A 24,363-nucleotide genomic window follows, 5' to 3' on the forward strand; every position below is an offset into this window, starting at 1 on the left:
ACAATTTTCCTTTGTTATAGCAAGAAATAAGTTTGACAATTTTGTGAACAAGGTGAATAATATAAGTAAAGGGGTGTTGACAAATGGAAACTAAGTTAAAAATGTTGAACGCGGTTAAAGTTGTCGGCCTGACGGTACTTGCCATCGGAATCTCCATTTTCTTATACGGATTCTTTGTAAGCGATTACAGTTCCGTTACAGGCATCGGGATCGGGACGGTTATGGGGGCTATCTTTATTTTCCTGATGGGGGTCTTCTTTGTGGCGACGGAAGAAATGCATGAAAAAGTGGATAAAGGAATGCGGATTGTTCAATAAAAAATACAGCTAACTGCTCAATTTCAAAAAAAGAAAGTAGGCAAAGTATAAAACTCGCCTACATGCTAAGGTACTCAAACAATTTAGTATCGTTTGGGTACCTCATATCTTGGAATTAATTTAGAAGTCTCTTTTGTCGTTAACTGTTCTCTCTTTATCAGAACTTGCTAAATGCCAAAAACGATCTAGAAGTTGAAAAAGCCAAGCTTTACTTAACTCTATGGATTGTTCATCTACCATTACAACAGGATCTTGAGCATAATGGTTAGCTGCATTCGTTTCACTTGTATTATTTAACGCATCCTGAATACTCTTCGCAGTAAATTCAGGATGGAATTGTACGCCTAATACACGGGAACCGACAGCAAACATTTGCCTTGCACATGTACGGCTGCTTGCCAATAACTGTGCTCCTGGCGGGATTTCAAACGTATCAAAATGAAATTCGTAAAATTGTGTCGGAGGTTGCAGCCCAGTCAGAAGTGGGTGATCATTAGCTTCCTCTTTAAAGTTTATTGGAAACCACCCAACTTCGGGATGGTCGTGGGGCCGTACGCTCCCACCTAAAGTATCTGAAATAATTTGAGCACCCAAGCAAATACCTAAGATATATTTATCTGCTTCAATCATAGCTTTGGTCCATTCTTTGACGTCTATAAGCCATGGATATTTATCTTCTTCGTAAGCCCCCATCCTCCCGCCTAATATGATTGCAAGATCAAATTCTTTCTGATCTGGCAATGCCTCCCCGTTATAAGTTCGGGTAATTTTAACATTGTGATTACGTGCGCGCGCCCACTCTTCGGCATTTGCAGGTAGAACGATTGGATCGTTTTGGATAAAGTAAATATTCATGTGAATTCCTCCAATACTTTAAATACTTATGTTCAGCTCCTCACCCAATCCCTTACAGCCCAAATGAAGAAAAAATCACCAATTCATTAGCTGTGCAATAACTAAGAATATCGCACCGACTGAATACCAAATAATCATGAGTGGCAAAATAAATTTGAGCCATTTATTATATGAAATTTTCGCGAGTGCCAATGTCGCCATAAAATACCCCGAAGTCGGATAAAAAATATGACTAAATCCATCTCCAATTTGGTAAGCCAATACAGCTGTTTGTCGTGTAATACCCGCAATATCTGCAAGTCCTCCCATAATCGGCATTGAAATAATCGCTTGTCCACTAGAAGAGGGAATAACAAAGTTCAATACAGCTTGCACGACCATCATAATAATTGGAGTGACTGAATGCGGGAGCATTGTCACGACTTGACCGAGACCATAGACAATCGTATCAAGTATTTGCCCTTCATTCAGAATAACCGAAATAGCCCGCGCAAGACCAACGACAGAAGCACCTAAGATGATGTTTTTAAATCCATCAATAAATGCATTAGCAATTGTATCCGTTTTCAATCCGACTATTAAGCCGACAAAAATTCCAAGAACCACGTACAAACCTGCCAACTCTTTAAAATACCAGCCCCAATTAATTAACCCGTAAATCATAATGATGATACCGATTAATAGGACAATAGACGCGAATCGTTGTCTTGTTGTAGCTTTAGCAACCTCAGTGAAATTCATTTTAAATTCATCATCGATATGTGACTCACCATAGACTAAACTCTGCTCAGGGTTTTTCTTTACTTTCACTGCATAACGCCAGAGAAAAACAATTCCAATAATCAATGTAACGGCTAGCAAAATGGAACGAAAGCCCATTCCAGAATAAAGTTCAACCCCCACTAAATTCTGAGCGATTCCAATTGTTGCGGGAGCGGTCAGAGCAATTGTAAATCCAGCAATCGTTGATATTAGTGCTAGTGCTGCTCCAGTAATGCGATCATACCCTAACTTTAACATTAAAGGGATAAGTACTGGTACGTATACAAGTACTAGCTCTACCGCGCCCGTAAAAGCTGTTAATAAAGCTAAAGGTATCATAAGAAAAGGAATAATAAGGATACCACGCTTGGAAAAGAGATTAGCTAGCTTGCTAATTCCCAATTCTACAATGCCAGTTTTTTCAAAAACAGCGAACATACCACCGATCATGAGAATTCCAAAGAAAATCTCCGCAGCTTGAATTAAACCTGTCGGAACCGAAAAAACCAAATCAGAAATGCTTAAATATACTTTCTGTGTTACTTCAAATGTACCTGGGATAAGTATATCTGCGCCAGTTGGACCTTTTTCACGAGCAAATTGCCCTGATGGAACAATTAAAGTTGCCACAAACGCAACTAGTAACATCGTCACTAAAATAACGTAAATATGTGGCATCACAAATTTCTTTTTTGTAACCTCTTTTCTTGGCTCTACCTCATTTTGTGAATGCGATTCATGATTGTTTGATTGTTTCATGGAATTCTCCCCTAACTTGGTTCACTTCATAGTGATTTCATCTAATGAGTTTAGAAATGTGAGCGCTGTCATTACATGCAATAAAGTTCCGTTCAGCAAGGCTTGTTCATCAAATGTAAACTTTGGATGATGAAGCGGATAAGTAATGCCTTCTTTCGAATTGCCCGAACCGATAAATAAAAAATTCCCCGGTATCTCTTTTAAATAAGAACCAAAATCTTCGCTAATCATATGAGGATTCAATGTTTGGATGGCCTCTTTGCCGAAATTGTTTTCAATCACCGTACGAACAGCATCTGTTACTTGAGTATGATTGATGACGGCAGTTGCCCCTTTTGTCCATTCAACGGTACCTGTTGCCCCGTAAAGCGCTGACAATGTTTCGACATTTTCTTGCATTTGGCGTTGAATAAATTCTCTTGTCGTATCGGAAAAAGTTCGTGTACAGCCACCAATTTGTACATGATCGGGAAGGACATTATATGCACTACCTGCATTAAACTTCGTCACCGATACAATGGCTTGATCGTGAGCATTCACTTGTCTTGCAATGAGCTGTGAGAAGGATTGAACAATTTCTGTTCCAATGTAAATCAAATCCTGTGCTTGATCCGGTTCTGCGGCATGTCCGCCTTTGCCCGAAATCGTAATATCAAAACTGTCCGAAGCAGACATCATCCGACCCGCTGCAAGACCAAATTGCCCGACTGGGATTTGATTGTAAAGATGTGCGCCAAGAATACAATCGACATCGGCAAGGGCACCTGTCTCTAGAATCTCATCTGCTCCGCTAGCGAGTTCTTCGGCATGTTGAAAAATAAATACCACTTCTCCGTGTAATTCAGCTTGGAGCTCTACTAGAATGCGCGCTGCCCCTAATAACATTGCTGTGTGACCATCATGACCGCAAGCATGCATGACGCCTTTGCGAGTGGATCGAAAAGTCAAGTCCGTTTGTTCTTCAATTGGTAAAGCATCTATATCAGCTCGTAACGCAAGAACCTTACCAGGTTTTCCTCCTTTTAAACGGGCGATCACACTTGTTGGAGTTGGTCGCTGCACGACTAAATTAGCACTAAATGATAATAACTTATCATGTATAAACTGAGCTGTTTCTGCCTCTTGCATTGAAAGCTCTGGATGCTCGTGAAGATATCGTCTCCAGGTAATAATATCTTCCTCGAATTTTTTACCTAACAATTTAATGTCCTGATTATTCATTTCTCCCACCCAATCTGTCGAAATAGTTTTGTAATCTTTTACGGCAAAAAGCTAGAGAACCTTATTTAAGGTTCATTTAAGGTTACGACCTTAATTATATAAAAAAAATTGAGTTTGTCAATTTGTTATTTTTTGAACTTTGCAGAAATAGGTCAACTACAAGTAGTGTAGAAGAGATTTGATAAGGGGAACCAAAACAAAAGGTGGAGATTGGCCTCCACCTTTTAAGTCGATCATGTTATTCATTTTTTAACAGCAACCGGTAAATTTTTCGAGGTCGCCCACGTGTATGCGGATGCTCTTCACCAACCACGTCGGCATAACCTTTTTTCTCTAAAGTCGTCAAAATACGTCTAGCACTTCGCGGCAAGATAGCTAGTTCACGGGCAAGTGTACTCGCCGATACATCGGAATTCTTTAACTGATCGGTTACAGCTAACAATTTTGCAAGTGTCACCACGCTTAATGATGTTTCACTACTTATTTTTTTTAGCGTTTCTGTTTCTGGTATATAATTTCGTCCATCCACTAAATTTAATGGACCATACAGCTGTTTATCATGAAAACAGACGAACCATGACCCTTTTCCATGTTCACGTGCTCGATACAATGCACGGAGCGCATGCATTTCCGCCTCATAGGCAGATTGTCCCATTCCAATCCCAACAATACTTTTATTGAGTTTAAATTGTTCTTCAAACTCAGTAGAGGGTAATGTTTTAAAATCCGCGGTTAACCTTTTTAGCATCCCTCGCGTGGTGAAAATGGCATAACGGCCTGGGCCAACTTGTTTTAATGATCCATTTATCTTTTGTGAATACCCTAAAAGCTGTGAAGCATATTTCACTTCTAAATGATACAATTCATCAGAAGAGGTAATGTAATTATCTTTCATTTCCAATATATCGATCTCAATCATTTGGACCGCTATTTGAGCATCACGATAACTTTCCAGTTCATAATAACGTAGCATAATATTGACAGTCGCTTTGATATCACTGATTGTCGGGATGATTCGATAAACCGGAATATCCCTCCTTTTTAATTCCCGTTGCACTGACCAAAGACAAGTTAAAGCAAATTTTGTCAAACCTGATTTGTAAAGATCTTCATGGTGCTTCACAACCGTCTCCACTTCGAGTATGTCTTCTTGTAGAAGGCGCTTGCTATAATCGGCATTTAATTCCCCAAAGATCGCTTCAAGTTCATGTGAATTGATTGTATCAAAACTTAAATGATTAACGGTTACGCCATGTTCCGCTTGGATCAAATAGAACGTCTTATATAAACCCGTTCCAGAATACGTCAAGTAAAAGGAAGGTCGAGCCGTCTTTGAATTTTCAAGCCCAATCATATAAGGTAGATAGCCGGAAAATAACCACATATCCACTTTATTTTCATAGTCATTCATTAGCTGTTCAATATCCGTAAGTTCTTCATGAATTAATGCGATGCATGTAACTCCTTTATGTTCTTCAATAACTGATGAAATTAAATCGATTGTATCTTTTACGCCAATTAGCCCAATTGTAATCGCCATAAAGTTCCCTTCTCCTTTCGAACAAATCGGCAACACTATTATGTAAAACATACAAAATACCTAGATATCTACCTTCCATATTATAGAATGATCGTTCCGATTAATCAAAAAATAATTATATTCACTAATGGCTAAGATAAATACAAAAAGGAGCACCTGAAGAGGCGCTCCTTTTCTTTAAAGTTTTTCCGTCTAGGCTCCGGGCGCCAGATGCTCTGGCCATAAGCCAACCCCGCTGCGAGGCAAAAAACGCCTCGTGGGCCTACAAGATGTAGGTCATGCAGTCATTGTCGCAGGACGCGGCGTTCTTTGACTGCCTTCCCTTATTCGTCTTATGCCAGCAGGCGCCCTACGCTTTTGTTCTTTTACATATCCCAAACCAAGATTAACAACGTTCCGAAGATGGTGACGAGGGCTATGGCAATTCCATAATAGATATTTGCGTAAATCGCCACTTTGTCTTCCGACTCACCAGCATGCATAAAGCCGACAAGCTGAACCGCCGCTTGTATGAACGCCGTGACCAAAAGAACGGTCATCCCTACTGCAAATGACAGATCTAAGAAATAAACAGTCAGCGCAGCTACCGTCAGAACCAATGAAAAGACGAAGCCCATCACTTGTTTACGCGGGAATAATTCGCTCATATTACATCATTCCTTTCAAGTAGATGAAGCTGAAAATGAAGATCCAAACAACATCTAGGAAATGCCAGTAAAGTGAGAAGATAAAGGACTTATTCGCCGTTGCAGGTGTCAAGCCGCGTTTTTTCACCTGCAGGATAATGAATAATCCCCAGAAGAGACCGAGTGTCACGTGCGCACCGTGCGTCCCTAATGTTGTCAAAAGAATACCTGTGAATGCACTCACTTGAAGACCTGCTCCAATATGGGCATAATGTGTGAACTCATAGATTTCCACACCCAAGAATGCCAGACCGAGAAGCAATGTGATCGCAAAGAATGTGATCATCGCATTTTTCCGTCCGATCCGCATGGCATGGATTGCAAGACCGATTGTGAAACTACTTGTTAACAGCAAAATCGTTTCAATCAGCACCGGCGTGATTTCAAAAATCTCCGCCCCCGCTGGTCCGTTCCCCGTACGATGTTCCAATGTGAAATAGGTTGCAAAAAGCGTTGCAAACAGCATCACTTCGGCTCCAAGGAAAATCCAGAAACCTAGTATGTTCAACTTATTTTGTTCAGTGCCATATTCGAGTGGAAGCGAGTTATCTACTTTCATCTGCTAACACCTCGCTATCTTTTTCTGTTGCTTCAATTTCTTTGACGGAAATGTAATGACCGTCGTCTTTTTCAAATGATCGATGAGCCATGCATGCAAAGATTGCAATCGTCGTAATGATTGCTGGAATCCACATGCTGAATACGAATGAGAAGCCCCAGACGAAGAAAATACAACTCATGATAAACGGCACTCCGCTGTTATTCGGCATATGAATCTTCTCGATTTCGCCTTTGAATAGCGGCTGACCTTTTTTCTTATGATCCCAGAAAGCTTCAATGGAATTCACATGAGGTGTCCGCGCAAAGTTATACGATTGTACCGGAGTCTGCGTTGCCCATTCTAGCGTACGGGCATTCCACGGATCGGAACCGATATCTCGTGAAGCATAGCGCGTACTGTAGTAAACATTATAGACGATGATCGCAAAGCCGATCGCCAGACCAACTGCTCCCACAAAGGAAAGCATGTTCAACGCACCAAACCCAGTCGCTTCAGAATACGTATACATCCGGCGTGCTTGCCCATCCAAGCCCGTGAAGAACATTGGGAAGAATGTGACGTTGAAGCCGATCATGATAAACCAGAATGCCCATTTCCCGATTCGTTCGTTTAACATGAAGCCGAACATTTTCGGCCACCAGTACGTAAGACCGGCCAGCATCGCGAAGACAACCCCCGGAATGATCGTGTAATGGAAATGCGCAACGAGGAACATCGTATTATGGTATTGATAATCGGCACTCGCCATACCTAGCATGACTCCTGTCACCCCACCAATTGTGAAAATCGGGATGAACCCTACTGAATAGAGCATCGGAACCGTAAATACAATTTTCCCTTTCCGCATCGTCAACAGCCAGTTAAAGATTTTGATCCCGGTTGGAATCGCAATCGCCATTGTCGTAATCGAGAAAATACTATTGGTTAATGGTCCTTGCCCCATCGTAAAGAAATGGTGCGTCCAAACCAAGAATGAGAAAAACGAAATGATCACAATCGAAGCGACCATCGATTTATAACCATAAAGGTTACGTTGAGAGAAGGTAGATACAACCTCACTATAAATACCGAATGCCGGCAAAATGAGGATATACACTTCCGGATGCCCCCAAACCCAGAATAGGTTCGCCCAGAGCATATCCATCCCGCCATTTGTCATCGAGAAGATATGGGTGCCAAACAGACGGTCCATTGTCCCTAACAAAAGTGTAACGGTCAGGACTGGGAATGCGAAAACTACAATCGCATTCGTGATAAGTGCTGTCCATGTGAACATTGGCATTTTCATCAATGTCATGCCAGGTGCTCTCATCTTAAAGATCGTCGTCATAAAGTTGATACCCGAGATTAGCGTACCAATACCTGCAATCTGAATTGATAATAGGTAATAGTTTGTTCCCACTGATTGACTGAAATCATTCCCTGCAAGCGGGAAATACGAAGTCCAACCAGCGTCAGGAGATCCGCCGATGACGAATGAGATATTGAATAACATCGCTCCCATGAAGAACAACCAGAAACTGAGCGCATTCAAACGAGGAAACGCTACATCTCTCGCACCGATTTGTAATGGTACAACAAGGTTCATCAGTGCATATATAAATGGCATCGCCATGAAGATGATCATGACAACCCCGTGCGTTGTAAATACTTCATTGTAATGCTGGGCATCCAGCAACGTATTGTCAGGTACAGCCGTTTGTGCCCGCATCATTAACGCATCTACCCCACCTCGGAAAAGCATGAGCAATGCGGAGATGAGATACATGATACCGATCCGTTTATGGTCAACTGTTGTCAACCATTCGCGCCATAAATAACCCCATTTTTTAAAATAAGTTAAGCCTATGAGTATCGCAATTACGGTAAGACCAATGGCAACCATTGATGCGTAAATTGCAGGACTTGGATGAGGTATGGCAAATCGATCAAAGTAGTCCATACTTTTTGTACTCCTTTCGGAAATTTAATTCGTGACAGTTAATGTCCGGTTATGGGTGCCAGGACTCTGTGGTAGCAGCTGGCACCGCTCAGTTTATTAATGATTCGAATGTTCGTCATGTGCACCCTGTGCGTCGTCGGAATCATGTTCATCCTCATCGGAATGACTTGATCCATGGTGATGACCTTCAGGCGGCGGCAAAAATTCCAAGTGCGTACCACTAAACGTTAGCTGGCCAAGATGACCCGGTTCTAGTAACTCATTAAATTTTTCTTCAGTAAGAGGTTCAGCCGTCGCTTTCACATCTGCTACCCACTTATCGAAATCCGCTTCCGGCATCGCTTCCACGTGGAAGATATTCTCCGCGAAACCTTTCCCACTGAAGTTCGCATTTCTTCCCATATATTCACCAGGAACCTCTGCGGCCAAGTGTAATGTGGTTACCATGTCTGACATCGCATACTTCTGTCCACCCAATTGCGGAATCCAGAAGCTTGTGATTGGGCCATATGAGTAAAGTCTAAATTCCAATGCCCGATCCGTCGGGATATATAAATAGTTTACCGTTTCTATATTTTCTTCCGGATAACTGAAATGCCATTTCCAATCAGAAGAAGAAGCATACACGACTAACGGTTTTTGATCTTCATATCCTTTCGGTGTCGCCTCGACTGCATAGTTGGATTTGACCGTGACAATGGAAAGGAAAATGATGATGATCACAGGAATCCCTACAATGATCGATTCAACAATATGATTCCCTTCGATATGTGGGGGTTCATAATCCTCGCTTTGTTTCGAAGCGCGGTATTTAAAAACGACGTATGCCATGAGGGCGAAAACAGCAATCACTACAATTGCCATCGTCGCAATCGATATCCAGATGACATTGGCTGTCGTCTCGGCTTGCGGTCCTTTCGGATCCAAAACCATTAGCGGTTCACACCCCGCCAACAATGCAATCATCGTTAAGATGGCAGCTAGAAAAGTCCATTTCATTCGCATGAAGAGACCCCTTTCTTTTATTTGATATACAGTAAAAATTTCTGAAAAAAAAGTATAGGGATGGGTGATTCCCCTAACATGAAATTCATCTTAATATAATAAAATCGCAAAAACAATATCAGAAAATCAATTTCACAAAAACTTCATGAGAAATACACAATATACGTCACAAAACGTTCATTTAACAATGTTTAATTGGACACAAAACGTTCAATAAATCGACGAACATTTTACATATTCATTAATTATACAAGAAAAATATGGCATCATTTCCGCTTTTCAGAAAACGGAAATACCCCGTATCTACAACAATAGCGTCAATTAAAACTGCTTATACAGCTTTATGGGGAATGGAATATCTTATAGAGAGAAAAAAATGAGCTAGATTAAAATAGAGCCTTCCATTGAATTTTCCACTGCATAAGGGAAGACCCTGACATCTGTTCATAGCTCCCTGTCAGGATCGTCAATTGTTTTAACTTGATTCAGCAGAAGTCCCCCACTTCCATAAGTGGCGGGATGAATGCCGGAAAGCATTTCAATCAGAGGGAGTCCAAACTCCCTGCTGATTAGAAGAACTCAGGATAAGGTCGCCGCGTCCTGCGGCAACGCCTGAGTGACCAACATCCTGTTGGCCCAAGCCTCCGGCGGATGTCACAGATTTTGAAAGGAGTTAATTGCGAATCGAACAGCGAAGGGTTCGATTTGCCGTATTTCTGCGTTTTTTGCAGAAATTAAGGCACCAGCCATTAAATAGCGCAATTCAAAATCTGGACGCAATTACGCCGAGGCGTAATTGATTCTAGGAATAAAAAAAGAGGAGGGGGATATGTTGTCATATAGGAGAAATAGAAGATTCCGGCTTTGTGTTTTTCCTGGTTATAATTGGTGCGGACCGGGCTGCAATGGACCCGGTGCGCCGATCAACGATGTGGACGCAGCGTGCAAAGCACATGATGAATGTTATCGTCAAGGTCGCCATCCATGCGAATGCGACCAGGAATTTCTAGACTGTCTTCGCCCAAAAATCGATCCGTGCACACAAAAAGGAAGACACGCCCGTGTCCTGTACAATTACATGCGCCTACAAAAATGGTTCACCAGTAGATTTTAACGTTTCAGAGGTGCCTTGATCAGGCACCCTTTTCATCACCACAACGGGTCATTGACCGGATCTTTCTTCTGAAGGTCTATGTAATAAGGATTCAAACTGATTTGGAGATAGGCGACACAAGAAATGTAAACCAATAACCCGATGAAGATATGCTCAAATAATTGGGGAATGATAACAAAAAACGGGATGAATAAGTTTAACATTCCACCTTTCAGTGCCGATTTTTTAGTTCGGTATTGTTTTTGACCACAGTGCGGACAGGTCATTTCTCTATTTTTCATACTCTGCTTCAACGCCTCTTTATGGGACCATTCTTCACAGCAACTTACACAAACCGGTAAACTTTCCCCCTTTTTTTGAAGTCGTCTTTGTAAAAACAACCGCAGTCCAAGAAAGAAGCCTATGATCAAAATCGCTTTCCCAAAATCACTATTTAGGATCGACCAGTTCATCACCGTTTCAGTTTCAGGGGTTGCCGCATTTGACGTTTTACTTGAGAAGTCGTCATGTTGCCAGAGCAAATAACCGAAGCCCAGTACAAAGACCGTGAACGTTGCGAGTACAAATCGATATTGCCAATGAAGACGACGTTTTTGATGATGTGCTTTCGATTTTGCCTTCATAACAATGCCCTGTTTTTGTTCTTTTGATAACGACATTGACTGGAGCTCATGATGTAAATCATTCTTGAATTGATTCATGACGCAGTTCCTCCCATTCATAATCCTTGATCCGATGTTCAAGTTGTTTGCGAGCACGCTGGAGCCTTGTTCTGACCGTGGCTTCCGGACAATCCACTAACTTGGAGATTTCCACCGTAGTCATTTCCTCAAAATAGTACAGAATGAGCACTTCACGATAGATTAGCGATAAGGTCAATAGGGCTTCTACCAATTCCCGCTTCTCCGCCTTTTCAAGCACGGCACGCTCCGGAGTATCGTTCGATTCTTTCCCCCTCACTTTTTCGAATAACATCAGCCGCTTCGCTTTCCAACTTCGCAGATGATCATGGCTTCGATTGACCGTCATCTTCACCAAATAAGTTCGAAGAGATGCCTCCGCTCTGAACTGCTCGTGTTTTTCATAAAAAGCAATGAACACATCCTGCACAATATCCTCTGCCGTCGCTCTATTTTTCACGTATAAATAAGCGACACGCAATAAATAATCACCATGCACCTCGATGATTTCTTCGATGTTCAATACGAATCCACCCACTTTCCCCCTACTGACGTATCCCGAGCCTATTCCGTTTCATTTTCCGCTTATTTTTTTCAGTATATATGGTTCGCCATATCCTTCTATACTTGAAATTCATTTCCATAAAATTCATAATGTTGTTTGAATCCTCTCCCAAGTCAGATTTTGTTGTGTATAATGAGACTATCAGTTTGTAGTGGGAAAGGGAGACGTTCAATTGGGGAAATTTTTTACGAAGTCTACACTATTACTGTTCTGCTTAATTTGCATGTGGGGAGTTAGTTGGCCGATTTATAAACAGGCTGTCCCTTATACGCCCCCTTTATTATTTGCTGGGCTCCGTGCCTTAATCGGTGGGCTTCTATTGTTGGCCGTCTTGTTGAAAACAAGAAGTGAAATTAGATGGCGAGAAAACTGGGCAAAGTACTGCATTTCAGCATTTTTTAATGTCATTCTTTTTTTCGGTTTACAAACGTTTGGCCTGATATATTTGCCAGGTGGATTGTTTTCAGTCCTCGTCTATTTTCAACCTGTTTTACTCGGTCTTTTTGCTTGGATGTGGCTAGGCGAACAAATGACCCCGCTTAAAATTATGGGACTTATTATTGGATTTGCTGGGATCATCATCGTCAGCGTGGATGGCTTGACCGTGCATATTTCAGCCATTGGGGTCATTTTAGGGTTGCTCACAGCACTTGGTTGGGCATTTGGGGTGATTTATGTAAAGAAAGTGAGTCGGGAAGTGAATGCCTATTGGATGGTCGGCATGCAATTTACGATTGGCGGGGCCTTTCTTGTCGGTACCGGTACCATCTTTGAAAGTTGGGCTGCTATCGAGTGGAACGGGATCTTAATTTTCGGTATCCTATTCGGAGCGACAATCGGCATTCCTGTTGCTTATAGCATCTATTATTCCCTTGTCAACGCTGGTGAGGCGAGCAAGGTCGGCTCTTTCACCTTCCTCGTCCCCATCATTTCAGTGCTGATCGGCACTATTTTTTTAGACGAACCGATGACCTATCTGCTTTTCGTTGGGCTTTTGTTAGTCGGCATCAGTATCTATTTTGTTAACTATAGAGGTAAAAGACTCCAAAACTTCTTATCCTATAGTCATAAAGTGAAAGAAAATAAGGAGATAGTATGACTACTAAAAACAAAACAGTTGTCCGTTCTTTAGATATTTTGAATTTATTTATCGACCATGAAGAACTAACTTTCCAAGAAATCATTGATTTGTCAGGCATTCCTAAAACTTCGGTTTACCGAATGCTAATGACTATCGAAGACATGGGCTTTGTCGAAAAAGGAGCCGATTCAAAATATCGGCTCGGTCTGCTTTTTCTGAAATTCGGTGATCTCGTATCAAGAAGGCTGGACATCCGGCAAGTGGCCTATCCCATTATGAAAGACTTGCATAACGATGTAGAAGAAGCGGTTAACTTGATCATCCAACAGGGAGACGAAGCCATCTATATCGAAAAAATCGATACATACCAAAAAGTCCGATTGTATACGGCAATCGGCAGAAGAAGTCCCTTATATGCAGGGGCTTGTTCCCGAGTCATTTTGTCCTATTTGCCAGATAACGAGATTGCCAAATATGTAGCATCCACTGAGCTCAAACCTTTTGCGCAGGGGACGATTACAGAGAAAGATCACTTGATGGAAACTATTCATCAAGCTAGAGAAAATGGCTACACGGTAAGCCATTCCGAATTGGAGAATCATACTTCTTCTATTGCTGCACCTATTTTTGACCACCAAGGTTACGTCATTGCTGGAATCAGTATCGCTGGAATTGAAGCCAATTATCAAAACGAACGCATTTCCTATCTTGCAGATAAGGTCATGAGGGCCGCACAGGAAATTTCAAAACGATTAGGCTATTAACACCAAAAACATCCTCTATACGCTTTTACATAAGCGGCTTGAGGATGTTTTTTTCATTCTAATAGGATCCATTAGTTCGCCATTCCCTTTAAATGGACTCCCGTCTTTATTTTTTGAATGATCCGTTCTTTGTTCATGTACTCGTTTTCGGCTTGTTCGAGCGATGCTTCTTTAAAGCGGATCTTTGCGCCAGGGCGCAATTGTGCCAAGCTTGGCAAATCGGCGGTCATCACTTGGCCGATTTTTGGATAGCCACCTGTTGTTTGACGATCTGCCATTAAAATAATCGGTTGTCCATTCGGCGGTATTTGAATGGTCCCATATGTCACTCCTTCAGAAAGCAACTCAAATGTCTCGCTCAAAGACAAGACCGGACCTTCCAACCGGGAACCCATCCGATCAGAACTTGACGTCAATGTGTACGTACCTTCAAATAGCGCTAGTTGACTGGCTCGATCAAAACGGTCAAATTCGGTTCCTTTCAGCACATGGATGGTTTGTGTTTGTTCGAGATTGACAAGCGCATTGTAATTGACAGTCCATGTCAAATGCTCCCTCAAATCTTCCCATTCACGATTCAATGAACGGCTCTGTTCTCCCATTTTCCCGCAGCTGAAAACATCCCCTTTTTGCAGCGCCCTCCCTTTGTATCCGCCAATGCCCGCGCGCATATATGTACTTTTGCTCCCCATCACTTCCGGTACATCAATGCCGCCTGCGAAAGCAATGTACGCCCTGCACCCTTGAACGGCATTCTTAAATTGTAAGACAGACCCTTTTTTCACAACAATCGGACGCCATAGAGGTACACGTTCGCCATTAATCGTCGCCTGTAAATTCCCGCCCGTAATGGCAATCAACTGATCCTGCTGAAACTGCATGGACGGCCCCATTAAGGTGATTTCAAGCGCGCCTTCTCCTTGGTCGTTACCGACAAGCAAATTGGCGATCCTCAAGGAATAAGGATCCATCGCGCCACTAACAATGACCCCAAATTGTTGCGATCCAAATCTTCCTAAATCCTGAACAGTCGTCAACAGACCAGGATGAAGTATTTTGACAGTCATTCCATCGCCTCCTCCATGTTTTGATATTCTTCTATAGTGATCGGTACAAACTTGATTTTATCCCCCGATCGCAACAATGACGGCGGCGATAAGTCAGGTAGAAACAGTTTCTTTGGTGTACGCCCGATAATTTGCCAGCCTCCAGGCGTTTCCATTGGATAGACGCCTGTTTGTTTTCCAGCTATTCCAACTGACCCAGAAGGGATCGATAGCCTTGGGGTTTCCCTTCGTGGCGTTGCAATGGCTTCGTTCATGCCGCCCATGAATGGAAAACCAGGTGCAAAACCGATCATATACACTAAATACTCATTTTCAGAGTGAATTCGGATCACTTCTTCAATGGACAAACCATTAGACTCAGCCACATATGCCAAATCTGGACCAAATTCGTCCCCATAATAGACGGGGATCGTAATTGTCCTGTCTTCAAAAGACTGTTCCCCACCGACTTGTTGAATTAGACTATCCATGTAAGCGCTCACTTTTTGAAATGAGGTAAGTCCTTCTTCTCCAAATTGGGCAAGACGGACAGTATATGGGTTGTAATGGATCGTAATATTATTGTAAGCAGGTACCGTTTCGATAAAACCCTCAAATGGCTGTGCTTGCAATAATGCCGATAAATTCTTTACCTTTGCATGAATCGAAGGATCCATCCCTTCCCCAAGGTGAACCATAAGGGCGGAATCCCCTAGCGGTTTCATCGTCACTTGCATCTTCATCACTCCTTAGTTCCGAAATTCGGAAATCAATTTCTACTAAACGGATTATATACTCATTATAAAGAGGGTAAAACAAAAAACAAGTTCGAATTCTTGGAAATGACAATATTAAAATTATAAGGTTTTCAAATAAATTAATCTATGCTAGAATAAATTAACGTTTTAAAACTAAAGTTCCGTATTTCGGAACCACACATTTGTAAACGCTTACGCACTTTTGCAATGATAATTGGAGGGATGAGAAATGTATCAAGTAGATTTAAATTGTGATTTAGGTGAAAGTTTTGGCCGTTATCAACTCGGGGAACAACAAGAGATATTAAAATATGTCACTTCCGCAAACATTGCTTGTGGATTTCATGCGGGCGATCCGACAGTCATGCGAGAAACCGTCAATCTCGCTATCGATCATGGTGTAAAAATTGGTGCTCATCCTGGTTTACCTGATCTCAACGGATTCGGACGACGCAATATGAGTATAACGCCACAAGAAGGGTATGATATGGTCGTCTACCAAATTGGGGCCCTTCAAGCATTTTTGACAATCCATAACGAAACAATGCAACATGTCAAACCTCACGGGGCATTGTATCAGATGGCCTCCAAAGATCGGGAACTGGCAGAAGCGATCGCCAAGGCGGTTTACGATGTTTCCCCTTCACTCGTCTTATTCGGGCTTTCCGGCAGTGAATTGACAAGAGCCGGGGAAAAAATAGGTTTACGTACAGCGCATGAAGTATTTGCCGATCGCACTTATCAAGCGGATGGCTCATTGACTTCACGTTCCCAAGCAGATGCATTGATTACCGATCAGGAACATTCCGTTTCACAAGTGGTCAAAATGGTGACGGAAGGAAAAGTGACTTCCCAACAACAGACGGAAGTTTCTTTGCAAGCAGATACAATTTGCATTCACGGGGACGGCGTTCATGCGGTTGATTTTGCCAAATATATTAACGAAACATTAACAAATAAAAATATTTCTGTAACAGCTATTTACAGCTAAGAAGGGGTTTTCACAATGGGAGAAAATAAATTAGGGGTGTCCGAAGTCAAACAGAAGACGACAAGAAGTGTCTTGCTAGGTGCAGCCTTCCTCATGGCAACTTCTTCAATCGGGCCAGGTTTTCTAACACAAACAACAGTATTTACACAACAATTGGCGGCAAGTTTTGGTTTTGTCATTTTAATTTCACTTCTATTGGATATTTTCGCACAAGTGAATGTGTGGCGGATTATTGCCGTTTCCGGATTGCGCGGGCAAGAAATCGCCAACAAAGTTGTTCCCGGTCTTGGTGTGGTGCTCGCCATCTTAATCGTTATGGGCGGCTTGGCGTTTAACATCGGAAACGTCGCAGGTGCGGGTCTCGGCTTAAACGCGATGCTCGGATTAGATCCGATCACGGGAGCCATCATCAGTGCATTATTTGCCATTTTTATTTTCGTCGTAAAAGAAGCGGGGAAAGCAATGGACCGGGTGGCTCAAATTGCCGGTTTTGTCATGATGCTTTTAATGATGTATGTCGCCATCAGCACTTCTCCACCTGTTGGTGAAGCGATTGTCAATACCTTTAAACCGGAACAGATCAGTATTTTCGCCATTGTGACACTCGTCGGCGGAACCGTTGGCGGCTATATCACTTTTGCCGGTGGTCACAGATTGTTGGATGCAGGGGTAAAAGGCGTCGAATCCTTACCGGAAGTCACCAAAAGTTCGGTAACAGGCATTTTAGTGACAGGCATCATGCGAGTCGCTTTATTTTTAGCAGTACTCGGGGTTGTTTCACAAGGTCTGGCCATCGATCCTGATAATCCGCCTGCATCTGTCTTTCAACTTGCTGCCGGCGATATCGGCTTTCGGATGTTCGGTGTCATCATGTGGGCAGCTGCCATTACATCTGTCGTAGGCGCTGCCTATACTTCCGTTTCGTTCATCCGAACCTTTAGTCCGATGATCGAAAAATATCATAACTGGATTATCATCCTATTTATTGTCATTTCAACATTAACATTTGCGCTTGTCGGACGTCCTGTCACGATCCTTGTGCTCGTCGGTGCTTTGAATGCGCTTATTTTACCACTTGCGTTAGGTACACTGCTCATCGCTGCGTATAAGAAAAATATCGTCGGCGATTATAAGCATCCGATCTGGTTAACGATCGGCGGTGGAATCGTCACCATTGTCATGGGTGTATTAGGAATTATGACGCTGATTGAGCAAATTCCATTGCTTTTTAAATAACACGAACGAAGTTGCTAAGGAGCTGGTTGAAGATGATATATTATGCTATGATTTCACCTGTTGAAATTAGGGAATTGATTCGAAAACAAGAAATTACTGGACCGACTGCCGGGATGTCCAAAGGTTTTGCCCAGGCCAATTTAGTCATTTTGAAAAAAGAGCATGCTTTTGATTTTCTTTTATTTTGCCAACGAAATCCAAAGCCTTGCCCATTGCTCGATGTCACGGAGCCAGGCTCTTTCCATCCAAGCAAAATTGCCAAGGACGCTGATATTCGAAAAGATATCCCGAAATATCGTATCTACAAAGATGGTGTCTATACAGAGGAAGTGACGGATATTACGGAGTACTGGGAAGACGATATGGTCGGCTTCTTACTCGGTTGTAGCTTCACCTTTGAAACACCGATGCTTGAAAACGGTATTCCGATCCGGCATATCGAGGAAAACTGCAATGTTCCGATGTATAAAACGAATATCCAATGTGAAAAAGCGGGGATGTTTGAAGGGCCGACCGTTGTCAGTATGAGGCCGATGACGCCTGAAGATGCGATCCGAGCCATCCAAATTACAACAAATTTGCCAGGCGTCCACGGAGCCCCGATCCATATCGGCGATCCGAGCCAGATTGGCATCCAAGACATTTCCAAACCCGATTTTGGTGATGCTGTAACGATTAAAGAAGGCGAAGTTCCTGTGTTTTGGGCTTGTGGCGTAACGCCTCAAGCGGTCGCCATGCAAAGCAAACCCTCCATTATGATTACCCATGCACCGGGCCATATGTTCATCAGCGACCTAAAAGACCGGGAATTGAGTATGCTATAATATCAATGAAAATGCCCCGATCCAGTGTAACTTGGAACGGGGCACTTCTTATAATACTTTTGATAAAAAACTTTGAGTTCGTTGTTCTTTCGGATTGCCGAAAATTTCAGCAGGCGTCCCTTCTTCCACAAGATAACCGCCATCTAGAAAAAGGACACGATTCCCGACCTCACGCGCGAAGCCCATTTCATGAGTGACGACGACCATCGTCATTCCCTCTTCTGCAAGATCTCGCATGACATTCAACACTTCACCGACCATTTCCGGATCTAATGCCGATGTCGGTTCGTCGAATAACATTACTTTCGGTTTCATCGCCAACGCACGTGCAATGGCGACGCGTTGTTGCTGACCTCCCGAAAGTTCATCCGGGTAATTCTTTTCCTTATCTTGCAGCCCTACTTTTTTTAACAATTCACGCGCTAACTGTTCACTTTCCTCTTTACTTTTCTTCAATACTTTCATTGGACCAATCGTAATATTATCCAGTATTGTTAAATGTTTAAACAGATTAAATTGTTGGAAACACATTCCGACATGCTGCCTTAACTGATAAATATTCGTTTTGGGCGAAGTCAATTCCATCCCGGCAATTTCAATTTTCCCACTCGTCGCATCTTCCAGTCCATTTAAACAGCGAAGAAAGGTACTTTTACCACTACCGGAAGGTCCAATCACGACCACGACTTCTTTGTTAGCGATTTGCGTGCTAATCCCTTTCAAAATTTCCAGCTCGCCGAATGACTTGTGTAAGTTTTCAACGTTTATCAAGTTGCATCTTCCTTTCGAGATAACCAGCAAATTGGGATACGCTAAAGATAATGATAAAATACAAAACACCGACGACGACCCAAATCGCAAATGGCTCAAAAGTGGATGAAATAATAATTTGACCTCTGTAAACTAATTCGATAATACCGATCGGTGCAAGTAGGGATGTATCTTTGATCGTTTGTGCCGACTGATTCACAAGCGGTGGAATCATTCTTTTAAAAGCTTGTGGCAAAACAATATAACGCATCATTTTAAATTCCGTCATTCCAATGCTGGCTGCCGCTTCTTTTTGTCCGCGATCGACCCCAAGTATACCAGCCCGGATAATTTCAGAAATGTATGCGCCTTCATGTAAGGCGAGCGTTAACGTTGCAGCTATAATCGGATAGGAGCGTTGCCCAAACCATTCGTTTACCGGCAACACGCCCGCCAATCCAAAGACGATAAAAAATAATTGCACTAATAAGGGCGTGGAACGAAAAACTTCAATGTATACTGTCGAAACACCGCGTAACATTTTCGATTTCGATAATTTCATCAAGGCACTGATCAAACCGAAAACAACAGCTAATAGTATCGCGGCAATCGAATAATAGATTGTTAACTTAAGACCTTCCAGTATTTGCGGAAGATTATCCAGAACAACTTGCAACTCCACCGCCCCCCTTCTTCGTATTCTATAATGATCAGCTTGTTAATAAGAGATTCCGGCGGTTGACCTTTATCTTCATTCGGCAGATATAACAACCTCTTCGGGCTTTACAACACCTTCAATAAGCCCATTCTTTTCGCCCCTTAAATATTCATCAAATAATTGTTCATACGTACCGTCTTCTTGGAGCTTAGCAAGTCCGTCATTTATTTTTTCAAGCAGTTCTTTTTTGTCTTTATTGACAGCAATTCCGTAAAATTCACCAGCTAAAATGTCACCGACAATTGTTGCGTCTGTTTCTTGTTCATTTAAATAATTGATATTGGACGGGTTATCATAGAGAATCGCGTCAACCCCGCCATTTTCCATCGTATTATAAGCTGTACTAATATCTGCGTATTGTTTAATATCCTGATCTTTAATGCCATTAGCTACCATATAGTTATAAGAAGAAGTACCTTTTTGAACACCGATCAACTTTCCTTGTAAATCATCGAAACTTGTAATCCCGGAGTCTGGCTTTGTAAGAATAGAAAGACCGGATTCATAATATGCGTTCGAGAAGTCAACACTTTCCATTCGTTTATCCGTAATTGAAAGCGCCCCCACGACGACGTCTAATTGACCGGATTTCAGTGCAGGAACCAATCCATCAAATTGCATCGTCGAAAATTCAACTTCAAAATCTTCCACTTCAGCAATTTTTTCAATCAATGCGATGTCAAATCCAACAAGTTCCCCTTGTTTCTCAGATTCAAATGGTGGATACGTAGGGCTTGTCCCCACCTGTACAACCAATTTCTCTCCATCAGAGTTCGAATCCGGCGTGGAAGAAGAATCGCCTTCTGTAGAAGGTTTTTCTGCTCCACATGCCGCCATAGCGAAAGCAAAACCAAAAACGAGTAGTATAAATAACATTGTCTTTTTCATACCAATTCCCCCTTGTCTGTTTAGTAAATATGTTTTCAGAATGCATATCAAGTTGACTTTACTAGTTATCTTGGTATTCCAGGATTCCTGATGATTTTCGCAATTCCAAATCGAACTATCCAGTTCTTTCAGACCATTCCGAAAAGCATGTTATTTAACAATACCATAATATAAAAAGAATGAAAAGCATTCTTTAAATCAACTAGACGAGGCTGGATTTGTATCCAAGCTCGGTTTTGTCCTATTTACACCAACAGCGTGTAGTCACTTGACTACACGCTGTTGGTGTATAGGCGCATTCCTTCAGCCTGTTGCTACAGGATGCCTCCCCATTTATGTACTTTCTATTACACTGCTTATTTCCCTACAGGATCAAGCGGGGCCTTCCCCGTTAAAACCGCTACGAGATTCTGCGCTGCCCGCATCGCCATCGCGATTTCCGTTTGCGCTGTCGCAGATCCGATATGCGGAACCGTGACGACATTCGACATGCTGAGCAACGGATTCTGTGGATCTATAGGTTCCTGCTCGAATACATCCAATCCTGCCGCATGGATGTCCCCGTTCTCCAACGCTCGGATAAGGGCGGCTTCATCCACAGTCTGTCCCCGGGATATATTGATAAAAACAGCTGATTTTTTCATCAGTTTAAATTGCTCTTCCCCGATTAAGTGATAGGTCTCAGGCGTAAGTGGTGTCATCAGTACGACGTAATCTGCTTGCGTTAATAAAGTTTCCAATTCGCAATACGTTGCACTGTATTTCGCTTCCGCCTCCGGTTTTCGATTCCGGTTATAGTAGAGGACATCCATATTGAAGCCGAATTTTGCGCGTCTTGCTATCGCTTCGCCGATTCTTCCCATTCCAATAATCCCAATTGTAGCCCCATTGACATCTTTACCAAACAACTCTCGGTAATCTGTCGTCCGTTCCCATTTTCCTTCTTTCACAAAGCGATCCAATTCAACCATGCGTCTCGCAGTCGATAAAATGAGACCAAACGCCAAATCGGCAACCGTTTCATCCAACACATGAGGGGTATTCGTACCAATGACTTGATGTTTTTCCATCGCTTCCACGTCAAAATTATTATAGCCGACCGATACATTGCTCACGACTTTTAACCGTGGTGCACGTGTAAGCAATTCTTCATCGATTTGACCGACGATCGTGCTACCGCCTGTATATAATCCTTCCACCTCAGCAACTTCTTTTAATAGCGTTTCTCTCGGCACCCGTCCATCGCCTTGCCATTGACGGATGTCACAATGCTCACGCAAAAACGCTTCTACCTCGGCTTGTATCGGATACGTCACATAAATTTGGGGTTTCATTTTCTCTTCACTTCCCTTTCCGCGAATACTCTCTCCATTATGCACTATTTCACAAAATCTGCCATCCCCACACGCAGATTGGATCATCGGATAGGCACAGGAATGGTACTGTAACAATTCCGCTCACATATAAATAGAACAAGTCATTCTATCCAATCTGTTAAGTCTTACAGGCTGGAATAGTCATTTTCTATTGCCGGAGTTGTTAGTACACTTGTATGAAATAGATGAGTTTAGTATGGAAAGGAGGGGAAGGAAATGAAAAGCAAAAGTGAAATTATGAAGATCATCCGCCAATTGGAAGATCATATTGCCGATGATTTTGAGGCACAAGATTTGGATTTCAAACAATGGAACGATAGATGTAGAGAAGAAAATGTAAAAAAAATGATCCGTTATGCAGTTTGTATGGCAAATGGCGGTGGAGGTAGTGTTGTTTTTGGAGTTGCTGACCGAATAAAAGGATTGGAAAATGTATTAAAGGGTGTCCCACTCGATGTGGACATCCCCGAGCTACAAAAAAGAATAGCTGAAAATACTGTACCTTCACTGACGCCTTCATTCGAAGAGATATTTTATAACAATCATTCGATAAGACTTTTAATCATGAACATTTCCCCTGACACATCGCCTTATACAATGTTGGACGGAACCGCGACGATCAGGAAAGGAAAAGAGTGTTTACCGTGCAAGCTTACAGATGAGGAGGAATGATCGTTGTCCCCAGTTAGATACCTGGTACGCATACACTTCAGCGTTGTATGCGTACCGAGGCATCCTTCTCGATTACTACATATTTTGTGCTTCCCACTGGGCAATTTCTGTTTTTACAAGCGGCGCCACTTCTGTTCCTAGCAGTTCAATTGCCCGCATGACTTCTTGATGTGGCATGGAGCCGACAGGTACGTGGAGCATGAAACGTTCAACACCGACATTTTTGCGCAGGAAAATGATTTTTTCGGCAACAGTTTCTGCATCGCCGACATACAAAGCGCCTTCCAAAGTGCTGGCCGACTCAAAAGTATTACGTGTATATGGTCCCCAACCACGTTCTCTTCCTAACACATTCACCGCTTGCGCGGTGGATGGGAAAAACTTGTCTTTTGCCTCGGCTGTCGTCTCCCCTACAAAACCGTGCGAATGGGAAGCCACCTTTAGTTTCGAAACATCATGTCCCGCCTGTTTTGCAGCTTGCTTATATAATTCGACGACTCGTGCAAACTGCAGCGGACTCCCTCCGATAATTGCGAGCACAAGTGGCAAGCCAAGAACCCCTGCACGCACAGCGGATTGAGGCGTTCCGCCACTCGCAATCCAAATCGGTAAGCGGTCTTGATCCGATCGAGGGTACACACCTAAATTATGAATCGAAGGGCGATAGGTACCATTCCATGTCACTTTTTCAGCTTCATTGATCTTCAGCAACAAATCAAGTTTTTCATCAAATAACGCATCATAATCTTGTAAATCATAGCCGAACAGCGGGAATGATTCGATAAACGAACCGCGGCCTGCCATAATTTCCGCACGGCCATTTGAAATGGCATCGACCGTTGCAAATTGTTGGTATAAGCGTACCGGATCATCTGATGAAAGGACAGATACAGCACTCGTCAGTTTAATATTTTTCGTCTGTGCCGCAGCCGCAGCAAGCAACACAGCCGGTGAAGAGCAGGCATAATCCACGCGATGATGCTCCCCTACCCCAAACACGTCCAATCCGACCTGATCCGCTAAGACGATTTCCTCCACCACTTCCCGTATCCGTTCCGCGTGACTCGTCACTTGCCCTGTTTCGACATCCGGTGTTGTTTCAACAAACGTCGTTACACCAATTTCCATTATGATTGCCTCCTTACTTTCGGTCATTACAATAACTATTCAAAGTATAATTGAAGCAGAATGGCTTGTATAGAAACTAGGTTCTGGGGTTGTCCAACAAATCAGTAGAACTTTCCAATCATC

The 24,363-nt window shown here is 42.6% G+C and carries 25 protein-coding genes; 8 read left to right on the plus strand and 17 right to left on the minus strand.

Translation table 11 applies throughout. The annotated features are described in order from the left end of the window. Positions 1-83 precede the first annotated feature (83 nt). Complete coding sequence (locus tag ACFPRA_RS24045) at positions 84-317, plus strand: hypothetical protein (RefSeq protein ID WP_381440437.1); 234 nt, start codon at positions 84-86, stop codon at positions 315-317. 120 nt (positions 318-437) lie between these two features. On the opposite strand, the gene ACFPRA_RS24050 is transcribed toward ACFPRA_RS24045, so the two are convergent. From ACFPRA_RS24050 to qoxA, 8 genes are all read right to left on the minus strand, one after another. Continuing rightward, on the minus strand, positions 438-1,172 hold the full coding sequence (locus ACFPRA_RS24050) for a type 1 glutamine amidotransferase (protein ID WP_381440440.1): 735 nt from the start codon (positions 1,170-1,172) through the stop codon (positions 438-440). A 75-nt stretch (positions 1,173-1,247) separates the two neighbouring features. After that, positions 1,248-2,693, minus strand: a complete 1,446-nt coding sequence (locus ACFPRA_RS24055) for a YfcC family protein (RefSeq protein WP_381440442.1) — start codon at positions 2,691-2,693, stop codon at positions 1,248-1,250. 21 nt (positions 2,694-2,714) lie between these two features. Further along, positions 2,715-3,914 carry a M20 metallopeptidase family protein gene (locus ACFPRA_RS24060; RefSeq protein WP_381440445.1) on the minus strand — a complete coding sequence of 400 codons (1,200 nt, stop codon included), beginning with the start codon at positions 3,912-3,914 and terminating at the stop codon, positions 2,715-2,717. A 238-nt stretch (positions 3,915-4,152) separates the two neighbouring features. Next, positions 4,153-5,454 (minus strand): helix-turn-helix domain-containing protein, encoded by a 1,302-nt coding sequence (locus tag ACFPRA_RS24065; protein ID WP_381440447.1) that lies wholly within the window; start codon positions 5,452-5,454, stop codon positions 4,153-4,155. Between the two features lie 365 nt (positions 5,455-5,819). Beyond that, positions 5,820-6,101: a cytochrome aa3 quinol oxidase subunit IV gene (qoxD, locus tag ACFPRA_RS24070; RefSeq protein ID WP_381440449.1), complete on the minus strand. Its 282-nt coding sequence runs from the start codon at positions 6,099-6,101 to the stop codon at positions 5,820-5,822. A gap of 1 nt (position 6,102) precedes the next feature. After that, the gene (gene qoxC, locus ACFPRA_RS24075) at positions 6,103-6,699 is read right to left on the minus strand and encodes a cytochrome aa3 quinol oxidase subunit III (protein ID WP_381440452.1); all 597 of its coding nucleotides are present in this window, start codon (positions 6,697-6,699) and stop codon (positions 6,103-6,105) included. Further along, positions 6,686-8,644: a cytochrome aa3 quinol oxidase subunit I gene (gene qoxB, locus ACFPRA_RS24080; RefSeq protein ID WP_381440454.1), complete on the minus strand. Its 1,959-nt coding sequence runs from the start codon at positions 8,642-8,644 to the stop codon at positions 6,686-6,688. Before qoxB ends, qoxC begins: the two co-directional genes overlap by 14 nt. 96 nt (positions 8,645-8,740) lie before the next feature. Beyond that, a complete protein-coding gene (gene qoxA, locus ACFPRA_RS24085; RefSeq protein WP_381440456.1) occupies positions 8,741-9,649 on the minus strand; it encodes a cytochrome aa3 quinol oxidase subunit II in 909 nt (302 codons plus the stop codon). A gap of 829 nt (positions 9,650-10,478) precedes the next feature. On the opposite strand from qoxA, the gene ACFPRA_RS24090 reads away from it, so the two are divergent. Then, a complete protein-coding gene (locus ACFPRA_RS24090) occupies positions 10,479-10,763 on the plus strand; it encodes a phospholipase (protein ID WP_239391879.1) in 285 nt (94 codons plus the stop codon). Between the two features lie 35 nt (positions 10,764-10,798). Here the strand turns inward: ACFPRA_RS24090 and ACFPRA_RS24095 are convergent, their stop codons facing one another. Next, on the minus strand, positions 10,799-11,464 hold the full coding sequence (locus ACFPRA_RS24095; protein WP_381440460.1) for a TIGR04104 family putative zinc finger protein: 666 nt from the start codon (positions 11,462-11,464) through the stop codon (positions 10,799-10,801). Continuing rightward, positions 11,445-11,966 carry a sigma-70 family RNA polymerase sigma factor gene (locus tag ACFPRA_RS24100; RefSeq protein WP_381440462.1) on the minus strand — a complete coding sequence of 174 codons (522 nt, stop codon included), beginning with the start codon at positions 11,964-11,966 and terminating at the stop codon, positions 11,445-11,447. Before ACFPRA_RS24100 ends, ACFPRA_RS24095 begins: the two co-directional genes overlap by 20 nt. A gap of 214 nt (positions 11,967-12,180) precedes the next feature. Between ACFPRA_RS24100 and ACFPRA_RS24105 the strand changes: the two genes are divergently transcribed. Both ACFPRA_RS24105 and ACFPRA_RS24110 read left to right on the plus strand, forming a co-directional pair. Next, positions 12,181-13,107 (plus strand): DMT family transporter, encoded by a 927-nt coding sequence (locus tag ACFPRA_RS24105; RefSeq protein WP_381440465.1) that lies wholly within the window; start codon positions 12,181-12,183, stop codon positions 13,105-13,107. After that, entirely contained in the window at positions 13,104-13,853 is a 750-nt protein-coding gene (locus tag ACFPRA_RS24110) for an IclR family transcriptional regulator (RefSeq protein ID WP_381440467.1), read from the plus strand. The genes ACFPRA_RS24105 and ACFPRA_RS24110 overlap by 4 nt, the downstream gene beginning before the upstream one ends. A gap of 71 nt (positions 13,854-13,924) precedes the next feature. Here ACFPRA_RS24110 and ACFPRA_RS24115 read toward each other — a convergent pair whose 3' ends face one another. Both ACFPRA_RS24115 and pxpB read right to left on the minus strand, forming a co-directional pair. After that, entirely contained in the window at positions 13,925-14,920 is a 996-nt protein-coding gene (locus ACFPRA_RS24115; protein WP_381440470.1) for a 5-oxoprolinase subunit C family protein, read from the minus strand. After that, a complete protein-coding gene (gene pxpB / locus ACFPRA_RS24120; protein ID WP_381440473.1) occupies positions 14,917-15,636 on the minus strand; it encodes a 5-oxoprolinase subunit PxpB in 720 nt (239 codons plus the stop codon). Before pxpB ends, ACFPRA_RS24115 begins: the two co-directional genes overlap by 4 nt. Positions 15,637-15,886: 250 nt before the next feature. On the opposite strand from pxpB, the gene ACFPRA_RS24125 reads away from it, so the two are divergent. The 3 genes from ACFPRA_RS24125 to ACFPRA_RS24135 are packed head-to-tail and all read left to right on the plus strand — an operon-like array spanning position 15,887 to position 18,708. Further along, complete coding sequence (locus ACFPRA_RS24125) at positions 15,887-16,648, plus strand: LamB/YcsF family protein (RefSeq protein WP_381440475.1); 762 nt, start codon at positions 15,887-15,889, stop codon at positions 16,646-16,648. Positions 16,649-16,663: 15 nt separating this feature from the next. Next, entirely contained in the window at positions 16,664-17,884 is a 1,221-nt protein-coding gene (locus tag ACFPRA_RS24130) for an NRAMP family divalent metal transporter (protein ID WP_381440477.1), read from the plus strand. Between the two features lie 32 nt (positions 17,885-17,916). Further along, positions 17,917-18,708, plus strand: coding sequence for a putative hydro-lyase (locus tag ACFPRA_RS24135; protein WP_381440479.1), 792 nt, complete (start codon positions 17,917-17,919; stop codon positions 18,706-18,708). 48 nt (positions 18,709-18,756) lie between these two features. On the opposite strand, the gene ACFPRA_RS24140 is transcribed toward ACFPRA_RS24135, so the two are convergent. The 4 genes from ACFPRA_RS24140 to ACFPRA_RS24155 all read right to left on the minus strand — a co-directional run bounded on the left by ACFPRA_RS24140 (position 18,757) and on the right by ACFPRA_RS24155 (position 22,398). Next, on the minus strand, positions 18,757-19,479 hold the full coding sequence (locus ACFPRA_RS24140) for an amino acid ABC transporter ATP-binding protein (protein WP_381440482.1): 723 nt from the start codon (positions 19,477-19,479) through the stop codon (positions 18,757-18,759). Further along, positions 19,466-20,134 (minus strand): amino acid ABC transporter permease, encoded by a 669-nt coding sequence (locus ACFPRA_RS24145; RefSeq protein ID WP_381440484.1) that lies wholly within the window; start codon positions 20,132-20,134, stop codon positions 19,466-19,468. Before ACFPRA_RS24145 ends, ACFPRA_RS24140 begins: the two co-directional genes overlap by 14 nt. Positions 20,135-20,209: 75 nt before the next feature. Then, positions 20,210-21,064, minus strand: coding sequence for a basic amino acid ABC transporter substrate-binding protein (locus ACFPRA_RS24150; protein WP_381440487.1), 855 nt, complete (start codon positions 21,062-21,064; stop codon positions 20,210-20,212). Between the two features lie 356 nt (positions 21,065-21,420). After that, a complete protein-coding gene (locus ACFPRA_RS24155; protein ID WP_381440489.1) occupies positions 21,421-22,398 on the minus strand; it encodes a 2-hydroxyacid dehydrogenase in 978 nt (325 codons plus the stop codon). A gap of 258 nt (positions 22,399-22,656) precedes the next feature. Here ACFPRA_RS24155 and ACFPRA_RS24160 point away from each other — a divergent pair, with 258 nt between their 5' ends. Next, complete coding sequence (locus ACFPRA_RS24160; RefSeq protein ID WP_381440491.1) at positions 22,657-23,112, plus strand: RNA-binding domain-containing protein; 456 nt, start codon at positions 22,657-22,659, stop codon at positions 23,110-23,112. Positions 23,113-23,187: 75 nt separating this feature from the next. Here the strand turns inward: ACFPRA_RS24160 and ACFPRA_RS24165 are convergent, their stop codons facing one another. Beyond that, entirely contained in the window at positions 23,188-24,240 is a 1,053-nt protein-coding gene (locus tag ACFPRA_RS24165; protein WP_381440494.1) for an LLM class flavin-dependent oxidoreductase, read from the minus strand. Positions 24,241-24,363 lie beyond the last annotated feature (123 nt).

The organism is Sporosarcina soli (assembly GCF_042655805.1).
Lineage (GTDB): Bacteria > Bacillota > Bacilli > Bacillales_A > Planococcaceae > Sporosarcina > Sporosarcina soli.